The organism is Vogesella indigofera, assembly GCF_003633895.1.
Lineage (GTDB): Bacteria > Pseudomonadota > Gammaproteobacteria > Burkholderiales > Chromobacteriaceae > Vogesella > Vogesella indigofera.
In genome coordinates, this window is record NZ_RBID01000017.1 from 69,640 (window position 1) to 89,438 (window position 19,799).

18 protein-coding genes and 1 tRNA gene are annotated in these 19,799 nt (G+C 65.0%); 17 read left to right on the forward strand and 2 right to left on the reverse strand.

Annotated features, from left to right (window positions below):
- The 7 genes from pheT (at position 1) to C8E02_RS13575 (ending at position 6,236) form a co-directional block, all read left to right on the forward strand.
- Positions 1–2,361 (forward strand): phenylalanine--tRNA ligase subunit beta, encoded by a 2,361-nt coding sequence (gene pheT, locus C8E02_RS13545; RefSeq protein WP_120811481.1) that lies wholly within the window; start codon positions 1–3, stop codon positions 2,359–2,361.
- 65 nt (positions 2,362–2,426) lie between these two features.
- Positions 2,427–2,729: an integration host factor subunit alpha gene (locus tag C8E02_RS13550; RefSeq protein ID WP_047967888.1), complete on the forward strand. Its 303-nt coding sequence runs from the start codon at positions 2,427–2,429 to the stop codon at positions 2,727–2,729.
- Positions 2,710–3,057 (forward strand): MerR family transcriptional regulator, encoded by a 348-nt coding sequence (locus tag C8E02_RS13555; RefSeq protein WP_047967889.1) that lies wholly within the window; start codon positions 2,710–2,712, stop codon positions 3,055–3,057. Before C8E02_RS13550 ends, C8E02_RS13555 begins: the two co-directional genes overlap by 20 nt.
- Positions 3,058–3,085: 28 nt before the next feature.
- A tRNA-Pro gene (locus C8E02_RS13560) sits at positions 3,086–3,162 on the forward strand.
- A gap of 92 nt (positions 3,163–3,254) precedes the next feature.
- On the forward strand, positions 3,255–3,659 hold the full coding sequence (locus C8E02_RS13565; protein ID WP_120811483.1) for a DUF1289 domain-containing protein: 405 nt from the start codon (positions 3,255–3,257) through the stop codon (positions 3,657–3,659).
- 86 nt (positions 3,660–3,745) lie between these two features.
- A complete protein-coding gene (locus C8E02_RS13570; RefSeq protein ID WP_245961152.1) occupies positions 3,746–4,339 on the forward strand; it encodes a methyltransferase domain-containing protein in 594 nt (197 codons plus the stop codon).
- A 97-nt stretch (positions 4,340–4,436) separates the two neighbouring features.
- The gene (locus tag C8E02_RS13575) at positions 4,437–6,236 is read left to right on the forward strand and encodes a methyl-accepting chemotaxis protein (RefSeq protein ID WP_120811488.1); all 1,800 of its coding nucleotides are present in this window, start codon (positions 4,437–4,439) and stop codon (positions 6,234–6,236) included.
- Between the two features lie 69 nt (positions 6,237–6,305).
- On the opposite strand, the gene C8E02_RS13580 is transcribed toward C8E02_RS13575, so the two are convergent.
- On the reverse strand, positions 6,306–6,638 hold the full coding sequence (locus C8E02_RS13580) for a DUF2325 domain-containing protein (RefSeq protein ID WP_047967893.1): 333 nt from the start codon (positions 6,636–6,638) through the stop codon (positions 6,306–6,308).
- 108 nt (positions 6,639–6,746) lie between these two features.
- Positions 6,747–8,405 carry an ABC1 kinase family protein gene (locus C8E02_RS13585; protein WP_342766780.1) on the reverse strand — a complete coding sequence of 553 codons (1,659 nt, stop codon included), beginning with the start codon at positions 8,403–8,405 and terminating at the stop codon, positions 6,747–6,749.
- An 84-nt stretch (positions 8,406–8,489) separates the two neighbouring features.
- On the opposite strand from C8E02_RS13585, the gene C8E02_RS13590 reads away from it, so the two are divergent.
- The 10 genes from C8E02_RS13590 to C8E02_RS13635 all read left to right on the forward strand — a co-directional run bounded on the left by C8E02_RS13590 (position 8,490) and on the right by C8E02_RS13635 (position 19,788).
- Positions 8,490–9,269 carry a C40 family peptidase gene (locus C8E02_RS13590; RefSeq protein ID WP_120811491.1) on the forward strand — a complete coding sequence of 260 codons (780 nt, stop codon included), beginning with the start codon at positions 8,490–8,492 and terminating at the stop codon, positions 9,267–9,269.
- A gap of 96 nt (positions 9,270–9,365) precedes the next feature.
- A complete protein-coding gene (locus C8E02_RS13595; RefSeq protein WP_047967896.1) occupies positions 9,366–9,578 on the forward strand; it encodes a hypothetical protein in 213 nt (70 codons plus the stop codon).
- A 25-nt stretch (positions 9,579–9,603) separates the two neighbouring features.
- The gene (locus C8E02_RS13600; RefSeq protein ID WP_120811495.1) at positions 9,604–10,851 is read left to right on the forward strand and encodes a lipoprotein-releasing ABC transporter permease subunit; all 1,248 of its coding nucleotides are present in this window, start codon (positions 9,604–9,606) and stop codon (positions 10,849–10,851) included.
- The gene (lolD, locus tag C8E02_RS13605) at positions 10,844–11,542 is read left to right on the forward strand and encodes a lipoprotein-releasing ABC transporter ATP-binding protein LolD (RefSeq protein WP_120811498.1); all 699 of its coding nucleotides are present in this window, start codon (positions 10,844–10,846) and stop codon (positions 11,540–11,542) included. The genes C8E02_RS13600 and lolD overlap by 8 nt, the downstream gene beginning before the upstream one ends.
- Entirely contained in the window at positions 11,539–12,867 is a 1,329-nt protein-coding gene (locus C8E02_RS13610; RefSeq protein WP_211329248.1) for a mechanosensitive ion channel family protein, read from the forward strand. Before lolD ends, C8E02_RS13610 begins: the two co-directional genes overlap by 4 nt.
- Positions 12,864–13,484 (forward strand): response regulator transcription factor, encoded by a 621-nt coding sequence (locus C8E02_RS13615; RefSeq protein WP_047968070.1) that lies wholly within the window; start codon positions 12,864–12,866, stop codon positions 13,482–13,484. Before C8E02_RS13610 ends, C8E02_RS13615 begins: the two co-directional genes overlap by 4 nt.
- Positions 13,481–13,942, forward strand: coding sequence for a dihydroneopterin triphosphate diphosphatase (gene nudB, locus C8E02_RS13620; protein ID WP_120811501.1), 462 nt, complete (start codon positions 13,481–13,483; stop codon positions 13,940–13,942). Before C8E02_RS13615 ends, nudB begins: the two co-directional genes overlap by 4 nt.
- Before the next feature lie 94 nt (positions 13,943–14,036).
- On the forward strand, positions 14,037–14,771 hold the full coding sequence (locus C8E02_RS13625) for a response regulator (protein ID WP_120811504.1): 735 nt from the start codon (positions 14,037–14,039) through the stop codon (positions 14,769–14,771).
- Between the two features lie 17 nt (positions 14,772–14,788).
- Positions 14,789–19,057 (forward strand): ATP-binding protein, encoded by a 4,269-nt coding sequence (locus tag C8E02_RS13630; protein WP_120811507.1) that lies wholly within the window; start codon positions 14,789–14,791, stop codon positions 19,055–19,057.
- Positions 19,039–19,788, forward strand: coding sequence for an endonuclease/exonuclease/phosphatase family protein (locus C8E02_RS13635; protein WP_238377352.1), 750 nt, complete (start codon positions 19,039–19,041; stop codon positions 19,786–19,788). The genes C8E02_RS13630 and C8E02_RS13635 overlap by 19 nt, the downstream gene beginning before the upstream one ends.
- Positions 19,789–19,799 lie beyond the last annotated feature (11 nt).

A 19,799-nucleotide genomic window follows, 5' to 3' on the forward strand; every position in this document is an offset into this window, starting at 1 on the left:
ATGCAATTTTCCGAACAATGGCTGCGCAGCCGCGTTAACCCGTCGCTGAGCACCGACCAGCTGTCCTACCTGCTGACCATGGCCGGCCTGGAAGTGGAAGAAGTCAACGCCGCCGCCCCCGCTTTCAGCGGCGTGGTGATTGGCGAAGTGAAAGAATGTGAAAAGCACGAGAACGCCGACCGCCTGCGCGTGACCAAGGTCGATGTCGGTACCGGCGAGCTGGTGCAGATCGTGTGCGGCGCCCCGAACGTGGCCGTAGGCGTGAAGGTGCCGTGCGCGCTGCCGGGCGCCATCCTGCCGGGCGATTTCCGGATCAAGCCGACCAAGATGCGCGGCGTGGAGTCCGGCGGCATGCTGTGCTCCGGCAAGGAGCTGGGCGTGCCGGACGAGGCCGATGGCCTGATGCTGCTGCCGGCCGACGCGCCGGTAGGCCACAACATCCGCGACTATCTGGGTCTGGATGACAGCCTGTTCACGCTGAAGATCACGCCGAACCGTGCCGACTGCCTGTCGGTGCGCGGTATTGCCCGCGAAGTGGCGGCACTGACCGGCAGCGCGCTGACGGCTTGGGACATCGCCGCGGTGGCACCGCAAACCGACAGCAAGCTGACGGTCAGCATTGCCGACAACGCACCGTGCGGCCGCTATGTTGGCCGCGTGCTGAAGAACGTGAACGCCGCCGCGCCGACGCCGGAGTGGATGAAGCGCCGCCTGGAGCGTTCCGGCCTGCGTTCCATCTCCGCCATCGTCGACATCACCAACTACATCCTGCTGGAGCAGGGCCAGCCGATGCACGCGTTTGATCTGGACAAGATCGACGGCGGCATTACCGTGCGCATGGCCGCTGCCGGCGAGAAGCTGGTGTGCCTGAACGAAAAAGAAATCGAGCTGACGCCGGAGCTGATGGTGATCGCCGATGCCGCCAAGCCGCTGGCCATCGCCGGCATCATGGGCGGCCTCGACAGCGGCGTGACCACCGCCAGCCGCGACATCTTCCTGGAAAGTGCCTTCTTCCAGCCGGAAGCCATCGCCGGCAAGGCGCGTGCACTGGGTTTCGGTTCCGACTCCAGCTACCGCTACGAGCGTGGCGTGGATTTCGCGCTGCAGACCGAAGCCATCGAGCGCGCCACCGCGCTGGTGCTGGACATCTGCGGTGGCGAGCCCGGCCCGCTGACCGAAACCGTGTCGGCGCTGCCGGCGCGCGCCAGTGTGGCGGTGCGTACCGCCCGCGTTGCCAAGGTACTGGGCGTGACCCTGGCTGCAGACGAGATCGCCGCCATCTTCACCCGCCTCGGCCTGTCGTTCGAGCAGAACGCCGACGGCTTCGTGGTCAGCGCGCCGAGCTTCCGCTTCGATATCGCGATCGAGGAAGACCTGATCGAGGAAATCGCCCGCGTCTATGGCTACGACAATATCCCGGCCAACGCCCCGGTCGCCGCGCAAACCATGCTGCCGCAACCGGAAGGCCTGCGCGTGCGCAGCGAGGTGCGCCGCCTGCTGGCCGGCCGCGATTTCCAGGAAATCGTCAGCTACGCCTTCGTGGAAGAGAAGTGGGAGCGCGATTTCGCCGGCAATACCAACCCGGTACGCCTGATCAACCCGATTGCCAGCCAGATGAGTGTGATGCGCTCCAGCCTGATCGGCGGTCTGGTGGACACCCTTGCGGCCAACCTTAACCGCAAGCACAGCCGTGTGCGCGTGTTCGAGATCGCCCGCGTGTTCCACAAACAAGCCGACGGCAGCGTGCAGCAGCCGGAAGTGGTCGCCGGCCTGGCGCACGGTAGCCGTGTCGACGAGCAGTGGGGCAGCAAGGCCGAGCGCGTCGATTTCTACGACATCAAGGCCGACGTCGAGGCGCTGCTCTATCCGCGCGTCGCCGAATACCGCAAGGCCGCGCACCCGGCCTTCCACCCGGGCCGTTGTGCCGAGGTGCTGCTGGATGGCGCCGTGGTCGGCGTGCTGGGCGAGCTGCACCCGCAGTGGGTACAGGCTTACGGCCTGACCAACGCACCGGTGCTGTTCGAGCTGGCGGCCTGCGCCGCCGAACAGGTTGGCCGCGTCAAGCTGGCGCCGGTCAGCAAGTTCCAGCCGGTGCGTCGTGACCTGGCGCTGGTGGTAGCGGAAGAGGTGAGCGCCGCCACGCTGCAGCAGGCGATGCTGGCAGTCGCGCCTGAGTCTGTGCGCGAGCTGGCACTGTTCGACCTCTACCGCGGCAAGGGCGTGGACGAGGGCAAGAAGAGCCTGGCGTTCCGCATCGTGCTGCAGGCGGCCGACCGCACCCTGGTCGACGATGAAGTCGAGCAAGTGGTGGCCGCAATGCTGGCGGCCGCCGAAGCGGCCGGTGCCGTACTGCGCGCCTGATTCATTTCTGTTGGCCACCCGCCGGGCGGGTGGCGTTTTATCTGATGTTGTAGTGAGGAATTGTCATGACTTTGACCAAAGCCGAGTTGGCCGATCTGTTGTTCGACAAGGTGGGCCTGAACAAGCGCGAAGCCAAGGACATGGTGGAGTCGTTCTTTGAAGAAATCCGCTCCACCCTGGAAACGGGCACCAGCGTCAAGTTGTCCGGTTTCGGTAATTTCCAGTTGCGCGACAAGCCGCAGCGCCCGGGGCGTAACCCGAAAACCGGCGAAGAGATTCCCATCACCGCCCGACGCGTGGTAACTTTCCATGCAAGTCAGAAACTCAAGGGAATGGTTGAACAACATCATGCAAATACCCAAGGCTGAGCTTCCTGCCATTCCGGCCAAACGCTATTTCACCATCGGTGAAGTCAGCGAGCTGACCGGCGTCAAGCAGCATGTACTGCGCTATTGGGAGCAGGAGTTTTCCGAGCTGCGCAACGTCAAGCGCCGCGGCAACCGTCGCTACTACCAGCACCGCGAGGTCTTGCTGGTGCGTCGCATCCGTTCCCTGCTCTACGACGACGGTTTCACGCTGCATGGTGCCCGCCAGCGCCTGGAAGGCGATCAGCCGGCCCCGGCCACCGCCGGCGAAGTGCGCAAGGAGCTGCAGGCCATCCTGGACTGGCTGGATCTGAGCCTTGGCAAAGACTGAATAACTGTTTATAATTTTTGCCTTGAGTCGGAGTGTGGCGCAGCCCGGTAGCGCACTTGCATGGGGTGCAAGGGGTCGAAGGTTCGAATCCTTTCACTCCGACCAAAAAATCATTCAAAGGCCACTTGCTTGCAAGTGGCCTTTATCATTTGTTCTCAATATCGCTTTCTCCGTCTCAGTCACCGGGAGCCGCCATCATGATCGCCACGCCGTGTATCGGAGTCTGCTCCACCGCCGTTGGCGACGAGGTCTGCTTCGGCTGCGGCCGGAGTTTTGCCGAGGTCTCCAACTGGCTGGCGCTTGATGATGGTCAGCGTGCCGCCATCCAGGCGCAGCTGTCACGGCGCAAGGTCTGGCTGCAGATGGCGATGCAGAGCGGTGGCCGGCTGCAGGCGATCCTGCCGGCGCAGCAGCAGGCCACGCTGGCGCTGACGCCGTCGCTGCTGGTCACCCTAGGTTGGCCGCAGCAACGGCAGGGTCGCGGCTATGTGCCGCTGCTGACCCACGACGGCCGCAGCTATCTGCTGCCGGTATACCGCGATGACTGGCTGCGCCTGTTCTGGGACTGCCTGTTTGATGCCGACTGCGCGCCGTTGAACTGAGCGTTCCTTGTCTTCGCCTGCCGATCGGCGGCAAGATAGCGACTCGATCGGGAGCAGGGGGATGCCGCATGGCGCAGGACAGCAGCTTGAGTTCATTCTGGGACAGCCGTTACCAGCAGCAGGTGACACCGTGGGAGAGCGGCCAGCTGCCGGCCGGGTTCGCCGCGCTGGTGCAGACGCTGCTGCCGCTGGCGCATTCGGTGTTGCTGCCCGGTTGCGGCAGCGGCTACGAGGTCGCCTACCTGCAGTGCCAGGGCTTACAGGTGGCCGCGATCGACTTCAGCGCCGAGGCGGTGGCGCGGGCGCGGGAGCAGCTCGGCCCGCTGGCGCCACTGGTGCGGCAGGCCGATTTTTTCAGTGACGAGGTCGACGGCAGCTGGGACTGGGTGTACGAGCGCGCCTTCCTGTGCGCGTTGCCGCCACCGCGCTGGCCGGCCTATGCCGAGAAAATGGCGCGGCTGGTGAAGCCGGGCGGTTATCTCGCCGGCTACTTCTTCTTGCGGCCAACCTTGAAAGGTCCGCCCTTCGGCGCCGAGCTGACCCAGCTGCAGGCACTGTTCCAGCCCTGGTTCACCCTGCACCAGCAAACCCCGGTGAGCGGCTCCTTGCCGGTGTTCGCGCCGGACGAGTATTGGCTGTGCTGGCAGCGATCCGATGCACACTTGACGACGGTCATTTGATTTAAGATGGCCGCTGTATTTTTCTACAGAAACAGTGTAAAAACGACCGACAATAAGTGCAGATAGGCACGCGTGCTAGCAACAGGAGACATGAAGGATGAATTGGTTCTGGCGGACTTATTACCTGATGGAAAAATCGTTCTGGAACTCGCTGACCAAGAAACTGTGCAGCTTTTTCTTCATCAGCCTGTTTCAATTGATCCTGATTGCCTACGTTTACTTGGCACTGGACGACATCCGCCAGCTGGTCGGCGGCCAGGAGCTGACCGAACCGATCCGCCAGCAGATCTTCTCGTTGCTGGACAAGACCATGATCTGGTCGTTCGCCATCTGGTGCGTGTCGTTGGTGTTCATTGCCTTCATGGTCTGGTATCTGCGCTTCCTGATCGTGCGGCCATTGCAGATGATCATCGCCATCTTCCACGAGATCGGTGCCGGCGAGGGCGATCTGTCACGCGAGATCCCGACCATCACCTACGACGAGATCCGCGACCTGTCGCTGTCCTATAACGAATTCCTGAAGAAGATGCGCGAGATCATCAGCAATGTGCGCATCATGACCATCCGCATCGCCATGGACTCCACCCGCACGCGCAAGAACATCGGCGAATCGCTGAGCAGTGCCAAGCAGCAGGCGGAGCTGGCCAGCCAGGTGCGCGATTCCAGCGACAAGACCACCGCCGGCATCAACCAGGTGTCGGCCGAAACGCAGTCGATTTCTACCACCACCGTCGGCAACTTGGCGATGGCGCGCGAGTCCTACGCCGAGCTGCAGGACGCCGCAACGCGGATAGGCGAGATCAGCGGCCGCGTCGGTGCCTTCAACACCACCGTGGTGGAGCTGAACAACCGCTCGGCCAGCATCAAGACCATCGTCGACCTGATCAAGGACATCTCGGAACAGACCAACCTGCTGGCGCTGAATGCGGCGATCGAGGCGGCACGCGCAGGCGAATCCGGTCGCGGTTTTGCGGTGGTGGCCGACGAGGTGCGCAAGCTGGCGGAGCGGGTGCGGGTAGCGACCGAGGAAATCTCCGGCAATATCGACGGCATGCTCAATCTGGTGTCGCACACCCAGGAGGCGACCGCGCGCATCAATACCGATACCGCGCAGGCGCTGGACGTGGTCAATCGTTCCTCGCAGCACTTCGGTCGCATGATGAGTGATTTTGAAAACATGGCCAGCGGCCTGACCGAAATCGCCGGCACCATGGAGCTGTTTGCCGGCACCAACCTGCAGGTCAACCGCAATGTCTCGGAAATCCACGGCCTGAGCACGGTGGTGTCCACGCACCTGGCGCAGTCGGAAGACGTATCGGTGAAGCTGTCGGTGGCGGCGGAGCAGGTGCAGGAGCTGGTGTCGCGCTTCGTGATCGGCGAGGGCGAGCTGGATGCGGTGATCGGCGTTGCCCGGCACGCCCGCGATAACCTGGCGGAAATGCTGGAGCGGGCGCAGGGCGAGGGCCTCAACATCTTTGACCAGCGCTACCAGCCAATTCCCGGCTCCAATCCGGCGAAATTCCATACCGCCTACGACGACAAGCTGGCACCGGCACTGCAGAAGATCTACGACCAGGTGGTGCAAAAGACCAATGGCGGCCGTTTCTGCCTGCTGGTCGATACCAACGGCTATGCGCCGACGCACAACAGCTTCTATTCCAAGCCGCTGACCGGCGATCTGCAGCAGGATCTGGTCGGCAGCCGCGACAAGCGCATCTTCAACGATCCGACCGGCATCAAGTCGGCGAAGAACACCCAGCCGTTCCTGCTGCAGACCTATATGCGCGACACCGGCGAGATCCTGTCGGAGATTGCGTTGCCGATCCGGCTCGCCGGCCGGCACTGGGGCGCGATCCGCGTCGGTTTCGACCCGTCGGCGCTGCTGCAGGCGGACTGACACACTGCCCATGACAAAACGCCCGGATCGTCACGATCCGGACGTTTTGTTTGGCTGCGTGTTCCGGGCCTAGTGCTTGCGGTGGCAGGCATTGGGACAGCTGGCGCAGCGCTCGGACAGGCCGACACATTCCAGCGACTGCTTCAGCGAGCACACCGAGCGGCGGCAGGCGATGAAACGGATGTTCTCCTCGTTGGCCAGCTGGCGGAAGTGCTTCATCACGTTGTGGCCGAGGAAATCGGTGAACAGGATAAGCAAGTCGGTGCCTGCCGGCAGGCGGTCCACCTTGCGCTGGTGCGAGCTGTTGCGCCCGCTGAGGTGCTTGTTGATGGAAATACCGAAGTTGTCCAGTACGCCAGGAATATTGCCCAGTGTATCGGCGCCGACCAGCATTGCATTCATGATGAGACCTTTCACTGTATTTCTAACAATGATATTTATTCTCATTTGCAAATGCAACTCAAAGTTGCATGGCCGGCGCCAACGTTGCATTTATGCCAAAGCAGTAGCCTAGAACTCCTTGCCGGCCAGCCAGATCGACCAGATCAGCCACAGGCTGTTGAAGAACGCCACCATGAAGCCGAGAAAGCCGAACAGCGGCAAGCCGAACAGCGTCGGGCCGCCATCCACCGTCATCACGATCGAGGAGCCGATGATCAGACAGCCGGTGACGATACCCATCGTCAGCCGGTTGACGCTCTTGTCCAGCTGGTGGCCGAACTGCTCCAGCCGCTTCAGGTCGAGATTGATGCGGAACTTGCCGTGCTTGATGTCGCGGCCGATGCGGATGATGTCGCGCGGCAGGCTGGCCAGCATGGCGAAGCCGTCGCTCAGCGTTTCGCGGCCGCGCTTGAGCAGTGCCTCCGGACGGTAGCGTTCGATGATCAGCTTGCGCACGAACGGGGTGAGGTGTTCCACCAGCTGGAACTGCGGCTCCAGCTGCCGGCCCAGTCCCTCCAGCGTGATCAGCGCCTTGAACAGCATCGCCATGTCCGCCGGCAGCAGGATGCCGTGGTTGCGGATCAGCGCCATCAGGTCGTTGATCAGCTGCGACATGTTGAGGTCTTTCAGCACCACGTGATCGTACTGGAAGAAAATCTCGCCGATGTCCTCGGCAAACTGCTCCTCGTCCACCGGCACGCTGCCGGTCCAGCCTATCAGTACCCCCATCATCGCGTGCTCGTCGCGCTGCGCCATCGCCGCCAGCAGGTCGACGATCTCGTCGCGGCGACGGTGCGACAGGCGGCCAACCATGCCGAAGTCGATGAAGGCGATGCGGTCTTCCGGCAGGAAGATGACGTTGCCGGGGTGCGGGTCGGCGTGGAAATAGCCGTTGAGCAGGATCATCTTCAGCACCGCGTCGGCGCCACGTCGCGCCAGCAGCGACGGATCCAGCCCTGCCGTCGGCAGCGCGCTGACCGGTGAGGCACTGAAACCGTCGATGAAGTCCTGCACGTTGACATCGGCACGGGTGTACTCCCAGTACACCTTGGGAATGCGGATATAGGGATCCTCGGCAAAGTCGCGGGCAAAGCGCTCCATATTGCGGGCTTCGGCGGCCAGATCCAGCTCGCGCTTCAGCGAGCGGGCAAACTGCGCCACGATGTCGGAAGGCATGAAACGGCGCGCGTCGGGGAACTCCAGCTCGATCAGATGGGCCAGATGCTCCAGGATGCGCAAGTCGGCATCGACTTTCTGCACGATGCCGGGGCGGCGCAGCTTGACCACCACCTCGCTGCCGTCGTGCAGCGTGGCGCGGTGCACCTGCGCGATGGAGGCCGAACCGATCGGCACCATGTCGAAGCGGGCGAACAGCGTTTCCGGCGCCTCGCCCAGCACTTGTTGCAGGTAGGGCGCCAGCAGTGCCTCCGGTATCGGCGGCACGGTATTTTGCAGCTTTTCGAATTCATTGATCCATTCCGGCGCGAACAGGTCGACGCGGGTAGACAGGATCTGGCCCAGCTTGATGAAGGTGGGGCCCAGTTCCTCGAAGGCGAGGCGGACGCGGATGGGGGCGGGGATGGCGTCGGCGCTGTCCGGCAGGCGCAGGTTGAACCACTCGCCGGCCTTTTCCACCGCCGCCGGCAGCCGCAGGCGCTGCACGAATTCACCCAGTCCGTGCTTGAACAGCACCGCGCTGATTTCGCGCAGGCGGGGCAAGTCGCGCATGGCTATCAATGTTTCTCTGAGCATTTTTTCTGACCCGTTATGACGGCTTTACAGTGCCGGTTCGCTTCGTTACAGTGCAAGCCTATGAAATTGCATCTTCACCTGTTTGCCATCATTTTGGCCGGATTTATGTCGTTTGCCCATGCCGAACCGGAATCCGGGGTGGGCAACAAGCCGAATCTGGGTATTTTCGCCGATCCGATTGCCCAGTTTGCCGCGCCTGGCGAAGAAGCCGTGGGTGACCTGCTGCTGCAGGCGATGAGCCTGATGGGCGTGGCCTACCGTTTTGGCGGCAGCAGTCCGGAAACCGGCCTCGACTGTTCCGGTTTCATCCAGTACGTATTCCGCAAGTCCCTGCGCGTCAACCTGCCGCGCACTTCGGCCGAGATGGCGCGCGCCGGTCGCGTGATCGAGCGCGACGAGCTGGCGCCGGGTGATCTGGTGTTTTACAACACGCGCGGTTTCCAGTATTCCCACGTCGGCCTCTATCTGGGCGGCAACAAGTTCATCCATTCGCCCCGCACCGGCAAGTCGGTGGAGGTGGTCAACATGGCCAACAGCTACTGGTCGCAGCGCTTCAACGGCGCCCGGCGGGTGAACCGTGGCGGTAGCGAGTGGAAAGAGCCGGTGACGGCGCGCGCGGCCGACAGGCCGCCAGCGGAGAAAAAGCTGGCCGAGAAGAAAGTGGCCGAGAAAAAAACTACCGACAAGAAGTCGGCCGACAAGCCGGCAGCGGAGAAGAAGGGCAGGAGCAGTACCCGCGCCGAACGGCGCAAGGTGGCGCGCGAGCAGGAAGCGGAGCGCAAGACCGCCAGTCGCAAGAAAAGCGAGCAGAACCCGCGCAAAAAGAAAAAACCGGACTGAACGGACGGAACATTTCGGGATGGCGACTATCCATTCCCTTTTTAGCTTGCAGCCCGGATTGCGGGCTGCAGGCTTTTTCAGCAAGGTAAAACGGTCATGAGTTTGCAACTTCCCACCTGGTATGCCCCGGACGGCAGCGTGGTGTCCTGCACCGAGAAGATCAAGGTGATGACGGAAAATCTGCAGGAACTGGGCCAGATGGCGCAGGACGCGTTCGAGGACGCCATCCTGATGGGCTGCGATGAACAGCAGGTGCGCGCGTTCCTGGTGGACATGATGCAGCGCCTGGAAAATCCCTACCAATCCTGAGCCCCCAATTCTGAGCAAGGTATCGATGTCTTTTCCTTTCGAGATGTTTGTCGGGCTGCGCTACCTGCGCGCGCGGCGTCGTAACGGTTTTATTTCCTTCATCTCGCTGATGTCGGTGCTGGGCATCGCGCTGGGGGTGGCCGCGCTGATCGTGGTGCTGTCGGTGATGAACGGCTTCCAGCAAGAGATCCGCGGCCGCATGTTGTCGGTGGTGTCGCACGTCGAGGTCGGCAGCTACGACGGCCGCGTCGCCGGCTGGCCAACGTTGGCCGCAACACTGACGCAGCAGCCGCACGTGCTGGCCGCTGCGCCCTACGTCAATGCACAAGGCCTGCTGTCCAGCGGCGGTTCGGTCCGCGGCGCCATGGTGCGCGGCATCGTGCCGCAGCAGGAAGACAAGGTCATCGACCTCGGCCAGCAGATGCAGCGCGGCAAGCTGACCGATCTGCAGCCGGGCAAGTTCGGCATCCTGCTCGGTTACGAACTGGCGCGGGCGCTGGGGGTGGAGGTGGGCGACAAGGTGACGCTGATCACGCCGCAGGGCAATGTCACGCCAGCCGGCATGATGCCGCGCCTGAAGCAGTTCACTGTCACCGGCGTGTTCAAGATCGGCATGTTCGAGTACGACTCGTCGCTGGCGATGATCCACCTGCGCGACGCGCAGGTGCTGTTCCGCATGGGGCAGGACGTGTCCGGCGTGCGCCTGAAACTGGACGACCCGCTGCAGGCACCGCAGGTCAAGGCGGCGCTGAACGGCCAGCTGGCGGCCAACCAGGTGGCCAGCGACTGGACCGACATGAACAGCAACTACTTCCGCGCGGTGCAGATCGAGAAGCGCATGATGTTCATCATCCTGACCCTGATCGTGGCGGTGGCGGCGTTCAACCTGGTATCGACGCTGGTAATGGTGGTCACCGACAAGCAGGCCGACATCGCCATCCTGCGCACCCTGGGCGCCAGCCCGGCCAGCATCATGCAGATCTTCATGATCCAGGGCTCGGTGGCCGGCGTGCTCGGCACCCTCAGCGGCGTCGCCGGCGGCCTGCTGCTGGCCTTCAACCTGGACGTGATCCTGCCGGCGATCGAAAGCGTGCTCGGCATGCGCCTGCTGTCCAGCGAGGTGTACCTGATCGACTACCTGCCGTCCGAGGTGCAGCTGTCGGACGTGGTCACCATCGCCGTCATTTCCCTGGTGTTGTCGCTGCTGGCAACGCTGTATCCAAGCTGGCGCGCGGCGCGTACCCGCCCGGCGGAGGCACTGCGTTATGAGTGAAGTCCTGTCCTGCCGCGATCTGGGGCGTGTCTACCGCGAGGGCGAGCTCGACGTCAGCGTGCTCGCCGGTATCAACCTGTCGGTGCAGCAAGGCGAGCGCCTGGCCATCGTCGGCGCCTCCGGCTCCGGCAAGAGTACCCTGCTGCATCTGCTGGGCGGGCTGGACCGCCCGACCAGCGGCGAGGTGCTGCTGATGGGGCAGGCGATCGGCAGCCTGTCCGAGCAGAAGCTGGGCGAGCTGCGCAACCGCAGCCTCGGCTTTGTCTACCAGTTCCACCACCTGCTGCCGGAATTCAGCGCGCTGGAAAACGTGATGATGCCGCTGTTGATCCGGCGCACGCCGCGCCACGAAGCCGCGGCAGCGGCGCAGGCGATGCTGGCGCGCGTCGGTCTCGGCGCGCGGCTGCAGCACAAGCCGGGCGAGCTGTCCGGCGGCGAGCGACAGCGCGCGGCGATGGCGCGCGCGCTGGTGACCAATCCGGCCTGCCTGCTGGCCGACGAGCCGACCGGCAACCTTGACCGCGCCAATGCCGAGGCGGTGTTCGAGCTGATGCTGGAACTGAACCGCACGCTGGGCACCAGCCTGATCATCGTCACCCATGATCACGCGCTGGCACACCGCGTCGGCAAGGTGCTGACCCTGACGCCGCAAGGCCTGAGCGTTGCGGCCAACCTTGAGCACGAAACATGATCAATACCGTGAATGACATGCTGGACGGCTGGACGCCGGGGGTCACCCTGCACCGGCTGGGCCAGGTGATCCAGGGCGAAACCGGCTGGCAGGAACTGCTGGTCGGCGTCGCCGCCTTGCTGTGCGCTTGGCTGTGGGCGCGTCAGCTGTACCGCCGCTATTTCCAGACCGCGCAGGCGCAGGAGTGGTCGTTCGGCAAATACCTGCTGTACCGGCTGGTGTATCCGCTGTCGGCGCAGTTGCTGACCCAGGCCCTGGCGCTGGGCTGGCAGCTGCTGCAGGGACAGTCGTCGGTGATCCTGATGCTGTCGGCGACGCTGTTGTTCTGGCTGTCGCTGATCCGGGTGCTGACCGCCATCGTGCGTCACGCGCTGCCGGAGGGCAAGGTGGAGCGCCACTCGGAACACCTGCTGGCGATGCTGCTGTGGCTGGCCTTTGCCGCGTGGGTGACCGGCATCGATACGCTGGCGCTGAGCTGGTTGGAGTCGGTGCGCTTCCGCGTCGGCAAGAACGAGCTGAACCTGCTGATGATCCTGTCGGCGCTGTTGTGGGTGTCGGTGATCCTGGTCGGCGCGCTGTGGGTCAGCAAGCTGATCGAGAAGCGGGTGATGAAGCTCGGCGACATCGACATGAACCTGCGCTTCGTGATCAGCAAGCTGGCGCGCACGCTGCTGATCATCGGCGCGGTGATGGTGGCGCTGCCGATCGTCGGCATCGACCTTACCGTGCTGTCGGTATTCGGCGGCGCGCTGGGCGTCGGTCTCGGCTTCGGCTTGCAGAAGATCGCCAGCAACTACGTGTCCGGCTTCATCATCCTGCTCGACCGCTCCATCCGCATCGGCGACCGGCTGATGGTCGACGGCCGCGTCGGCTACGTCAGCAAGATCACCGCACGCTACGTGGTGCTGAAGGGGCTGGACGGCAGCGAGGTGCTGGTGCCGAACGAGGCGCTGATCGCCAACACTGTGATCAACCAGTCCTATACCGACAAGCAGATCTGGATCAGCATGCCGATCCAGGTCGCCTACGACACCGATCTGGAACTGGCGCAGCGCCTGCTGCGCGAAGCGGCCGAACACCCGCGGGTGATGACCGAGCCGGCGCCGAACGCCTTCGTCACCGCCTTTGCCGAGTCCGGCATCAATCTGGAAATCGGGCTGTGGGTGAAGGACCCGGAAAACGGCATCGCCGGTCTGCGTTCCGACATCAACCTGCGCATCTGGCAGCTGTTCAAGCAGCACCATGTGCAGATCCCGTATCCGCAACGCGAGTTGCGGGTGGTCAACCAGGCGGTGGTGGCACCACCGGTCGAGGCCAACGCATGAGCTGCCAGACACTTGCCGTCATTGATGACGATGCCGCGGTACGGCAATCGCTGCTGTGGCTGCTGGAAAGCGACACCCTGCGCGTCACCGGTTTTGACAGCGCCGAGGCCTTTCTCGCCGCGCCGGACAATACCGCCTTCAACTGCCTGATCGTCGACCTGCGCCTGTCCGGCATGAGCGGCATCGTGCTGCTGCAAACGTTGGCCGCATGGGCGTACTGCCCGCCGGTGGTGATGCTGACCGGCCACGGCGACGTGCCGCACGCGGTGGCCGCGTTCAAGCTGGGGGTGGTCGATTTCCTGGAAAAACCGTTCGACGACCAGCGCCTGCTGGCGCAGGTCGAGCACTGCCTGCAGCAGGACCGCGTCGCGCGCGAGCAGCACCAGCGCGAATCGCGGCTGCACCAGACGCTGGCGACGCTGACCGAACGCGAAAAGGAAGTGATGCAGCTGGTGCTGGCCGGCCTGCTCAACAAGCAGATCGCCGAGGCGCTGCACATCAGCATGAAGACGGTGGAAGTGCACCGCGCGCGGGTGTTCGACAAGATGGGCGTCAAGTCGGCGGTGGAACTGGCCGGCCTGATCGCCAGCTTGGCCGGCGCGGCGGGCAAGCCATGAGCAAGCCAGCGAAGCAGCCGGTATCGGTGCTGGTGGTGATCCACAGCGCCGACGGCCAGGTGCTGCTGATCGAACGCGCCGACCGTCCCGGCTTCTGGCAATCGGTGACCGGTAGCCGCGAAGGCGACGAGCGCCTGTGCGACACCGCGCGGCGCGAGGTGTTCGAGGAAACCGGTATCGATGCGGCCAACCTGGTGCTGAGCGACTGGCAGCAGCAGAACGTGTACGAAATCTACCCGCACTGGCGCCACCGCTACGCGCCGGGGGTCACGCACAACACCGAGCACGTGTTCAGCCTGCAGTTGCCGGCACCGTGCGCGGTGCGACTGGCCGCCGCCGAGCATCTGGCCTGGTGCTGGCTGCCGTGGTCGCAGGCGGCCGACAAGGTGTTCTCGCCGTCCAATGCCGCGGCGATCCGCGCGTTGGGGCAACGGTTGGCAAATGCTGAAGATGGCTGAATCATTCTCAAGTATTTTGCATAAAATCCTTGCCGGTCTTGCCGGCACTCGCCATCATGAAGCGTACCAACCAATATAAAGGCAAGGCCAAGTCATGACTGTTGACTTCTCCCGGCTGCGGGCGCTGATCGTCGATGACCAGATGCTGGTGCGCACGCTGGTGGCGCAGGCGCTGCGTACCATGGGCTTTGCGCCGGAAAACCTGTCGCAGGCGGTGGACGGCTCCTTCGCCAAGCGCACGCTGGAAGCCAAGCCGATCGACATCGTGCTGTGCGATGTGCAGATGGAGCCGATGAACGGCCTCGACGTGCTGAAAGACCTGCGCTGTGGCCGCACCAACAATCCGCCCAATCTGCCGTTCGTGTTCCTGTCCGGCCATCCGGAAAAGAGCAATATCGTCGTTGCCGCGCAGCTGCATGCCGACGGTTTCATCATCAAGCCGCCCAAACCGGCGGACATGGAGAAAACCCTGCGCCTGGCGCTGACGCGGCCACGGCCGGACATCGACCCGTTCTCCTACTACAAGGTGGCCACCGGCACCGCCTTCGACCGCCACGTGTTCGGCGAGCTGGTGACGCAGGCGTCGCTGCTGCTGGACGAGAACGACAAGCCGATGCAGCGCCTAGGCCTGGGCGCGGTGAAACCGGGAAGCCGGCTGGCGCGTGATCTATACAACAAGACCGGGCAGCTGCTGTTGCAGCGCGGCAGCGAGATCACCAAGACGCAGCTGCGCGTGCTGCGGCAGTTTCCGGAGCGCTTCGGCGTTGACGATATCGAGATCAGCTGCGAGCCGGACAGCGACATCACGTCACCGCCCCCGACCGCCTGAGCCACGCGAGGTCCGCCATGAGCAAGCAAGGCCAGCTGCAGCAGCAAACCGCCGGTATCGGCCAGGCGGTGATCCTGATCGTGGTGATCCTCGGCTCGCTGCAGCTGGTGGCCTCCGGCCTGCTGATCCGCTCCGGCGTGTACAACTACCGGCAGGCCAGCCAGCACGCTACGCTCAATGCGGCCAACCTTGACATCTTCCTGCTGGCCTCGGCGATCAACCGCGAAAACCAGCTGCAGCTCGGCCTGCTGGCGCTGACACGCCCGGCCAGCCGCCGTGAAAGCGCCGAGCTGCAGCTGGCGCGCACCGCCACCGACCAGCGCCTGCAGATCGCGCTGCGGCGGCTGTCGCAGCCGCTGGCCGACGACAGCAATGCCGCGCTGCTGCAGTTGCAGGAGCGGCAGCCGCACCTGCGCCAGCGGCGACAGGAGGTGGACAAGGTGCTGGCACGACGGCCGGTGCTGTTCGACGAGAATGCCATCTTCGGCTGGAAGCTGTCGGTTGGCACCTGGCAGGATGCCATCGACAAGGTGTTGCGTCTGGACGCCTTCCTGCTGTCCGACGGCGCCGACGACCGCCTGAACCGGCTGGCGGAAACCAAGTACCAGCTGTGGCAGCTGAGCCGTTCGCTGGAGCAGGAAGGCAACGCGCTGATCATTCGCGCGCAGCTGGCGCGCAAGCTCAACTCTACTGACGAATACGAACTGCTGCGCAGCCGCGAGCGCGCCTTGCTGCTGCTGGAGTCGTTGCGCTACAACACCGGCTATCTCGGTGATGCCACGCTGCGCCAGCAGTTGGCGGCGCTGGCGACCCAGACCTGGCTGCTGCACCAGAGCGCCGACCGGCAGCTGCTGGCGCTGGAGCAGGGGCGCGCCGCGCCGGCTACCGCGCACGAGTACAAGACGGCCGCGCAACAGGTCAACCGCAATCTGGGCGTCTTCTTTGCCGAGCTGACCCGCGCCGCGGCCAACCGTGTCGACGAGCAGCAGCAGCGCTACGCGCAAAGCCTGGCGCTGAACATCTCCTTCGCGGTGCTGGCGCTGCTGCTGTACGCCTACCTGCTGCTGCGCATGCGATACCGCATCCTGCGCCCGCTGCAGCGCATGCAGCGGGTGCTGGATGCGGCGGCGGACGCGATCCTGACCGTCAATGCCAACCACCGCATCGAGGTGGCCAACTACGGCGCCGAGAAGATGTTCGGCTTGCCGCTGGCGGCGTTGCAGGGGCTGTCGCTGGACGACATCCTCAGCGTCGACGGCGCCGATGCCGACTGGCTGGATGACGAGGGCCGCTTCGACGTGTCGCGCGCCGGCAGCGGCCGCCGGCACGATGGCAGCCGCTTCTTTGCCGCGATTACCGTCAGCCCGCTGGTGGACGGCCGCGACGGCCGCCACAGCCGCCGGCTGCTGATCATCCGCGACGAGCACCAGCGCACCATCGCCGAGCAGTCGCTGGCGCGCAGCATGCAGCTCTTGTCGGCGATCCAGCGCGTGGAGAGCCTGCTGTTTGCCCGCAGCCCGCGGCAGACGGTATTTCGCGAGGTGCTGCGCATCCTGCTCGACTACTTCGGCGTCGCCGAGGGCCTGGTGCTGTCGCTGGAGGCGTCGCGCGACAAGTCGGCGTCGTTCCGCATCCAGGCGCGGCTGGGCAACAGCAAGGAGCCGCCGTGGGTGGAGCGCTTCCGGCAGCTGCCGCTGGCGGTCGCCCTGCAACAGGGGCCGCTGCAGCAAACCATCTCCGAGGATGGCTGGACCTTCCTGCCGATCCAGATCGACAGCCGCACGGTGATGGTGGCCGGCATCGCCATCGACTCGATTGCCGAGGCCCACTACCAGGCATTGCAGCCGCTGCTCGGCGCCTGCGGCAGCATCGTCAGCTTCTATGCCGAGGAAGACCGCCGCCGGGCCAGCGAACGCAACCTGCGCGAAGTGCTGCAGCTGGAAGAGGCGATCTACAGCGCGTCACCGGTTGGGCTGATGCGGCTGGACAACAACTACCACATCGTGCGCGCCAACCGCGCTGGCGAAGCGCTGTTCGGTACCCGCGAGGACGGGCTGCAGGGCGTGCCCTTGCGCGAGCTGCTCGGCAGCGACGAGGCGTGGCAGCAGCTGCAGGGCCGGCTGGAAGAGGTGCGCCACCATGACCGCCACCTCAATATCGAGATCGAATGCGTGCAGGTCAGCGGCAAGCCGATCTGGGTGCTGTTCGCCGGCCAGCTGCTGTTCCCCGGCATGGCCGAGGACGGCGTGATCCTCGCCTGTTTCGACATCACCGGCCGGCGCGAGGCGGAGGAGGGCGTGCTGCGCGCGCGCGATGCCGCCGCCGAGTCGCGCCAGCAGCTGGAGCTGGCGATCGACTCGCTGGATGACGCCTTCGCGCTGTTCGACGCCGGCGACCGGCTGGTGCGCTGCAACAGCCACTTTGCCCGCCTGGCCGGTGCCGGCAGCACGCCGGAAACGCTGAAGGGGCAGTCTTTTGCCAGCGTGCTGCGTGCCAGCCTGATCGCCGGCGAGCAGCCGGAGCCGGGCTACGAGGAACACAGCTGGTTCGTGGAGCGGCTGGCGCGCTACGGCCGCGAGGCGTCGTCGTTCGAGCTGCGCTGGAACGAGCGTTGGCTGCAGCAGGCGTCGCGGCGGGTGCCGGACGGCGGCGCGGTGTGCGTGCTGACCGACATCAGCGCGCTGAAACAGCAGCAGGCCGACCTGCTGCTGGCGCGCGATGCGGCCAACGCCGCCAGCCGCGCCAAGAGCGCCTTCCTTGCCGCGATGAGCCACGAGATCCGCACCCCGATGAACGGCGTGCTGGGCATGCTGGAGCTGCTGTCGCTGACGACGCTGGACGAGGCGCAGCGCGACGCGGTGGATACGGTGCAGGAGTCGGCGCACACCCTGCTGCGCCTGATCGACGACATTCTGGATTTTTCCAAGATCGAGGCCGGCAAGCTGGAGATCATCCCCGAGCCGGCGTCGGTGCGCGCGCTGATGCAGCGCGTGCATCACCTGTACACGGAGCTGGCGCAGCGCAAGCAGCTGTGGTTCCTGCTCGACATCGACGAACAGGTGGCGCCGGCACTGCGCTTCGATCCGCTGCGCCTGCGCCAGATCCTGCAGAACTTCTGCAGCAATGCGCTGAAATTCACGCAGCAGGGGCAGGTGACGCTGCGCGTGCGCTGCCTGGAGAGCAGCGCCAGCGAGCAGTGGCTGCGCTTCGAGGTGGCCGATACCGGCATCGGCATCGACCGCCAGCAGCTGGCGCAATTGTTCGAGCCATTCACCCAGGCGGAAAGCAGCACCGCGCGCCGCTTTGGCGGCACCGGTCTCGGGCTGACCATCTGCCGGCGCCTGTCCGAGCTGATGGGCGGGGTGGTGGCGATGGACAGCGAGCCGGGCAGCGGCACCGTCGCCTCGCTGGAGATCCGTTTCCCCTTGTGCGACGCCGCCGAGCTGCCGCTGGCGAGCGAGCTGGACCACGCCGCCATCGTGGCCGCGACCGCGGGTTTGATGCGCGACATGGCGCCGGTGCTGTTTGTGGAAGACAATTCAATCAACCGCAAGCTGACCGTCAAGCAGTTCGAGCTGCTCGGCTACCCGGTGGTGACGGCGGTGGACGGGCTGATGGCGCTGAGCCTGTGGCAGCAGCAGACCTTCTCGCTGGTGCTGACCGATTGCCACATGCCGCAGATGGACGGTTACGCGCTGGCGCAGGCGATCCGCAGCCAGGAGGCGGCCCAGGGCCGCGCGCCGGTGCCGATCATCGCCTGCACCGCCAACGTGGCGAAGGAAGAACTGGACAAGACCCGTGCCGCCGGCATGGACGATTTTCTCAGCAAGCCGCTGGGGTTGGCGGCGCTGAAGGACATGCTGCACAAGTGGCTGGGCGACGTTGCCCTGCCGCCTGTGCCGCTGGCAACGGCGGTGGTCGCGGCCACGCCGGCGGCTGCTGCGGTCGACCGCCAGGCGCTGGCGATGTACAGCGCCGGTGACTGGTCGGTGGAGCAGGCGATTCTGGACGAGTTCATGCAGGGCAACGACGAGGATGTCGCCGCCCTGGCGCGGGCGGTGGCCGCCGGCGACGCGGTGCAGATCGCCTGGTCGGCGCACCGTATCAAGGGCGCCAGCCGCATGGTCGGCGCCATGGCGCTGGGCGATGCGGCCGAAGCACTGGAAAAAGCGGGACGTGCCGCCGAGCTGGCGGCGATCCCGGCCCTATGGCAGCAGTTCAATGCAGCGCAGGCGGCGGTGGCCGCCTGGCTGGAGGAGCAGGCCTCGTGCCAAGCAAGCGCCTGAGCGTGGTGACCTTCAACCTGCACAAGGGGATGTCGCCGTTCAACCGCCGTTCCCACATGCAGGAAATCGCCAGCGCCCTGCAGCAGCTGTCCGCCGACGTGCTGTTCCTGCAGGAGGTGCAGGGCCGTCATGCCGGGCGCGAACAGCGCCATGCCGGCTGGCCGCAGCACGACTTCCTGGCCGCGGCGCTGACCCATTCCGCCAGCTATGGCATGAATGTGCGCTACGACCACGGCCACCACGGCAATGCGGTGTTGTCACGTTTTCCGCAGCAGCTGGCCGCCAATCACGACATCTCGGTCAACCGTCTGGAGCGGCGCGGCATCCTGCACACCGTGATCCAGCCGGAAGGTTGGCCGCAAGCGGTGGCCTGCCTCTGTGCCCACCTCAACCTGCTGGCGCGCGACCGTCGCCGCCAGTACCTGACGCTGCAGCACTACATCCAGCAGCATGTGCCGGCCGGCATGCCGCTGATCCTGGCCGGCGATTTCAACGACTGGCGCGGCGAGGCCGACAGCTGGCTGGGGCGCGGCTGCGGCCTGCAGGAAGTGTTCGTGCAGCAGCAGGGCCAGCACGCGCGCACCTTCCCGGCGCGGCTGCCGCTGTTGCCGCTGGACCGCATCTACGTGCGCGGTCTGCACGTCAATCAGGTGGCGGTGTGTCGCGGCCAACCCTGGTCGCACCTGTCCGATCACCTGCCGCTGTTCGCCAGCCTGTCGCTGGCGTCCTGAGCCGGCGACGC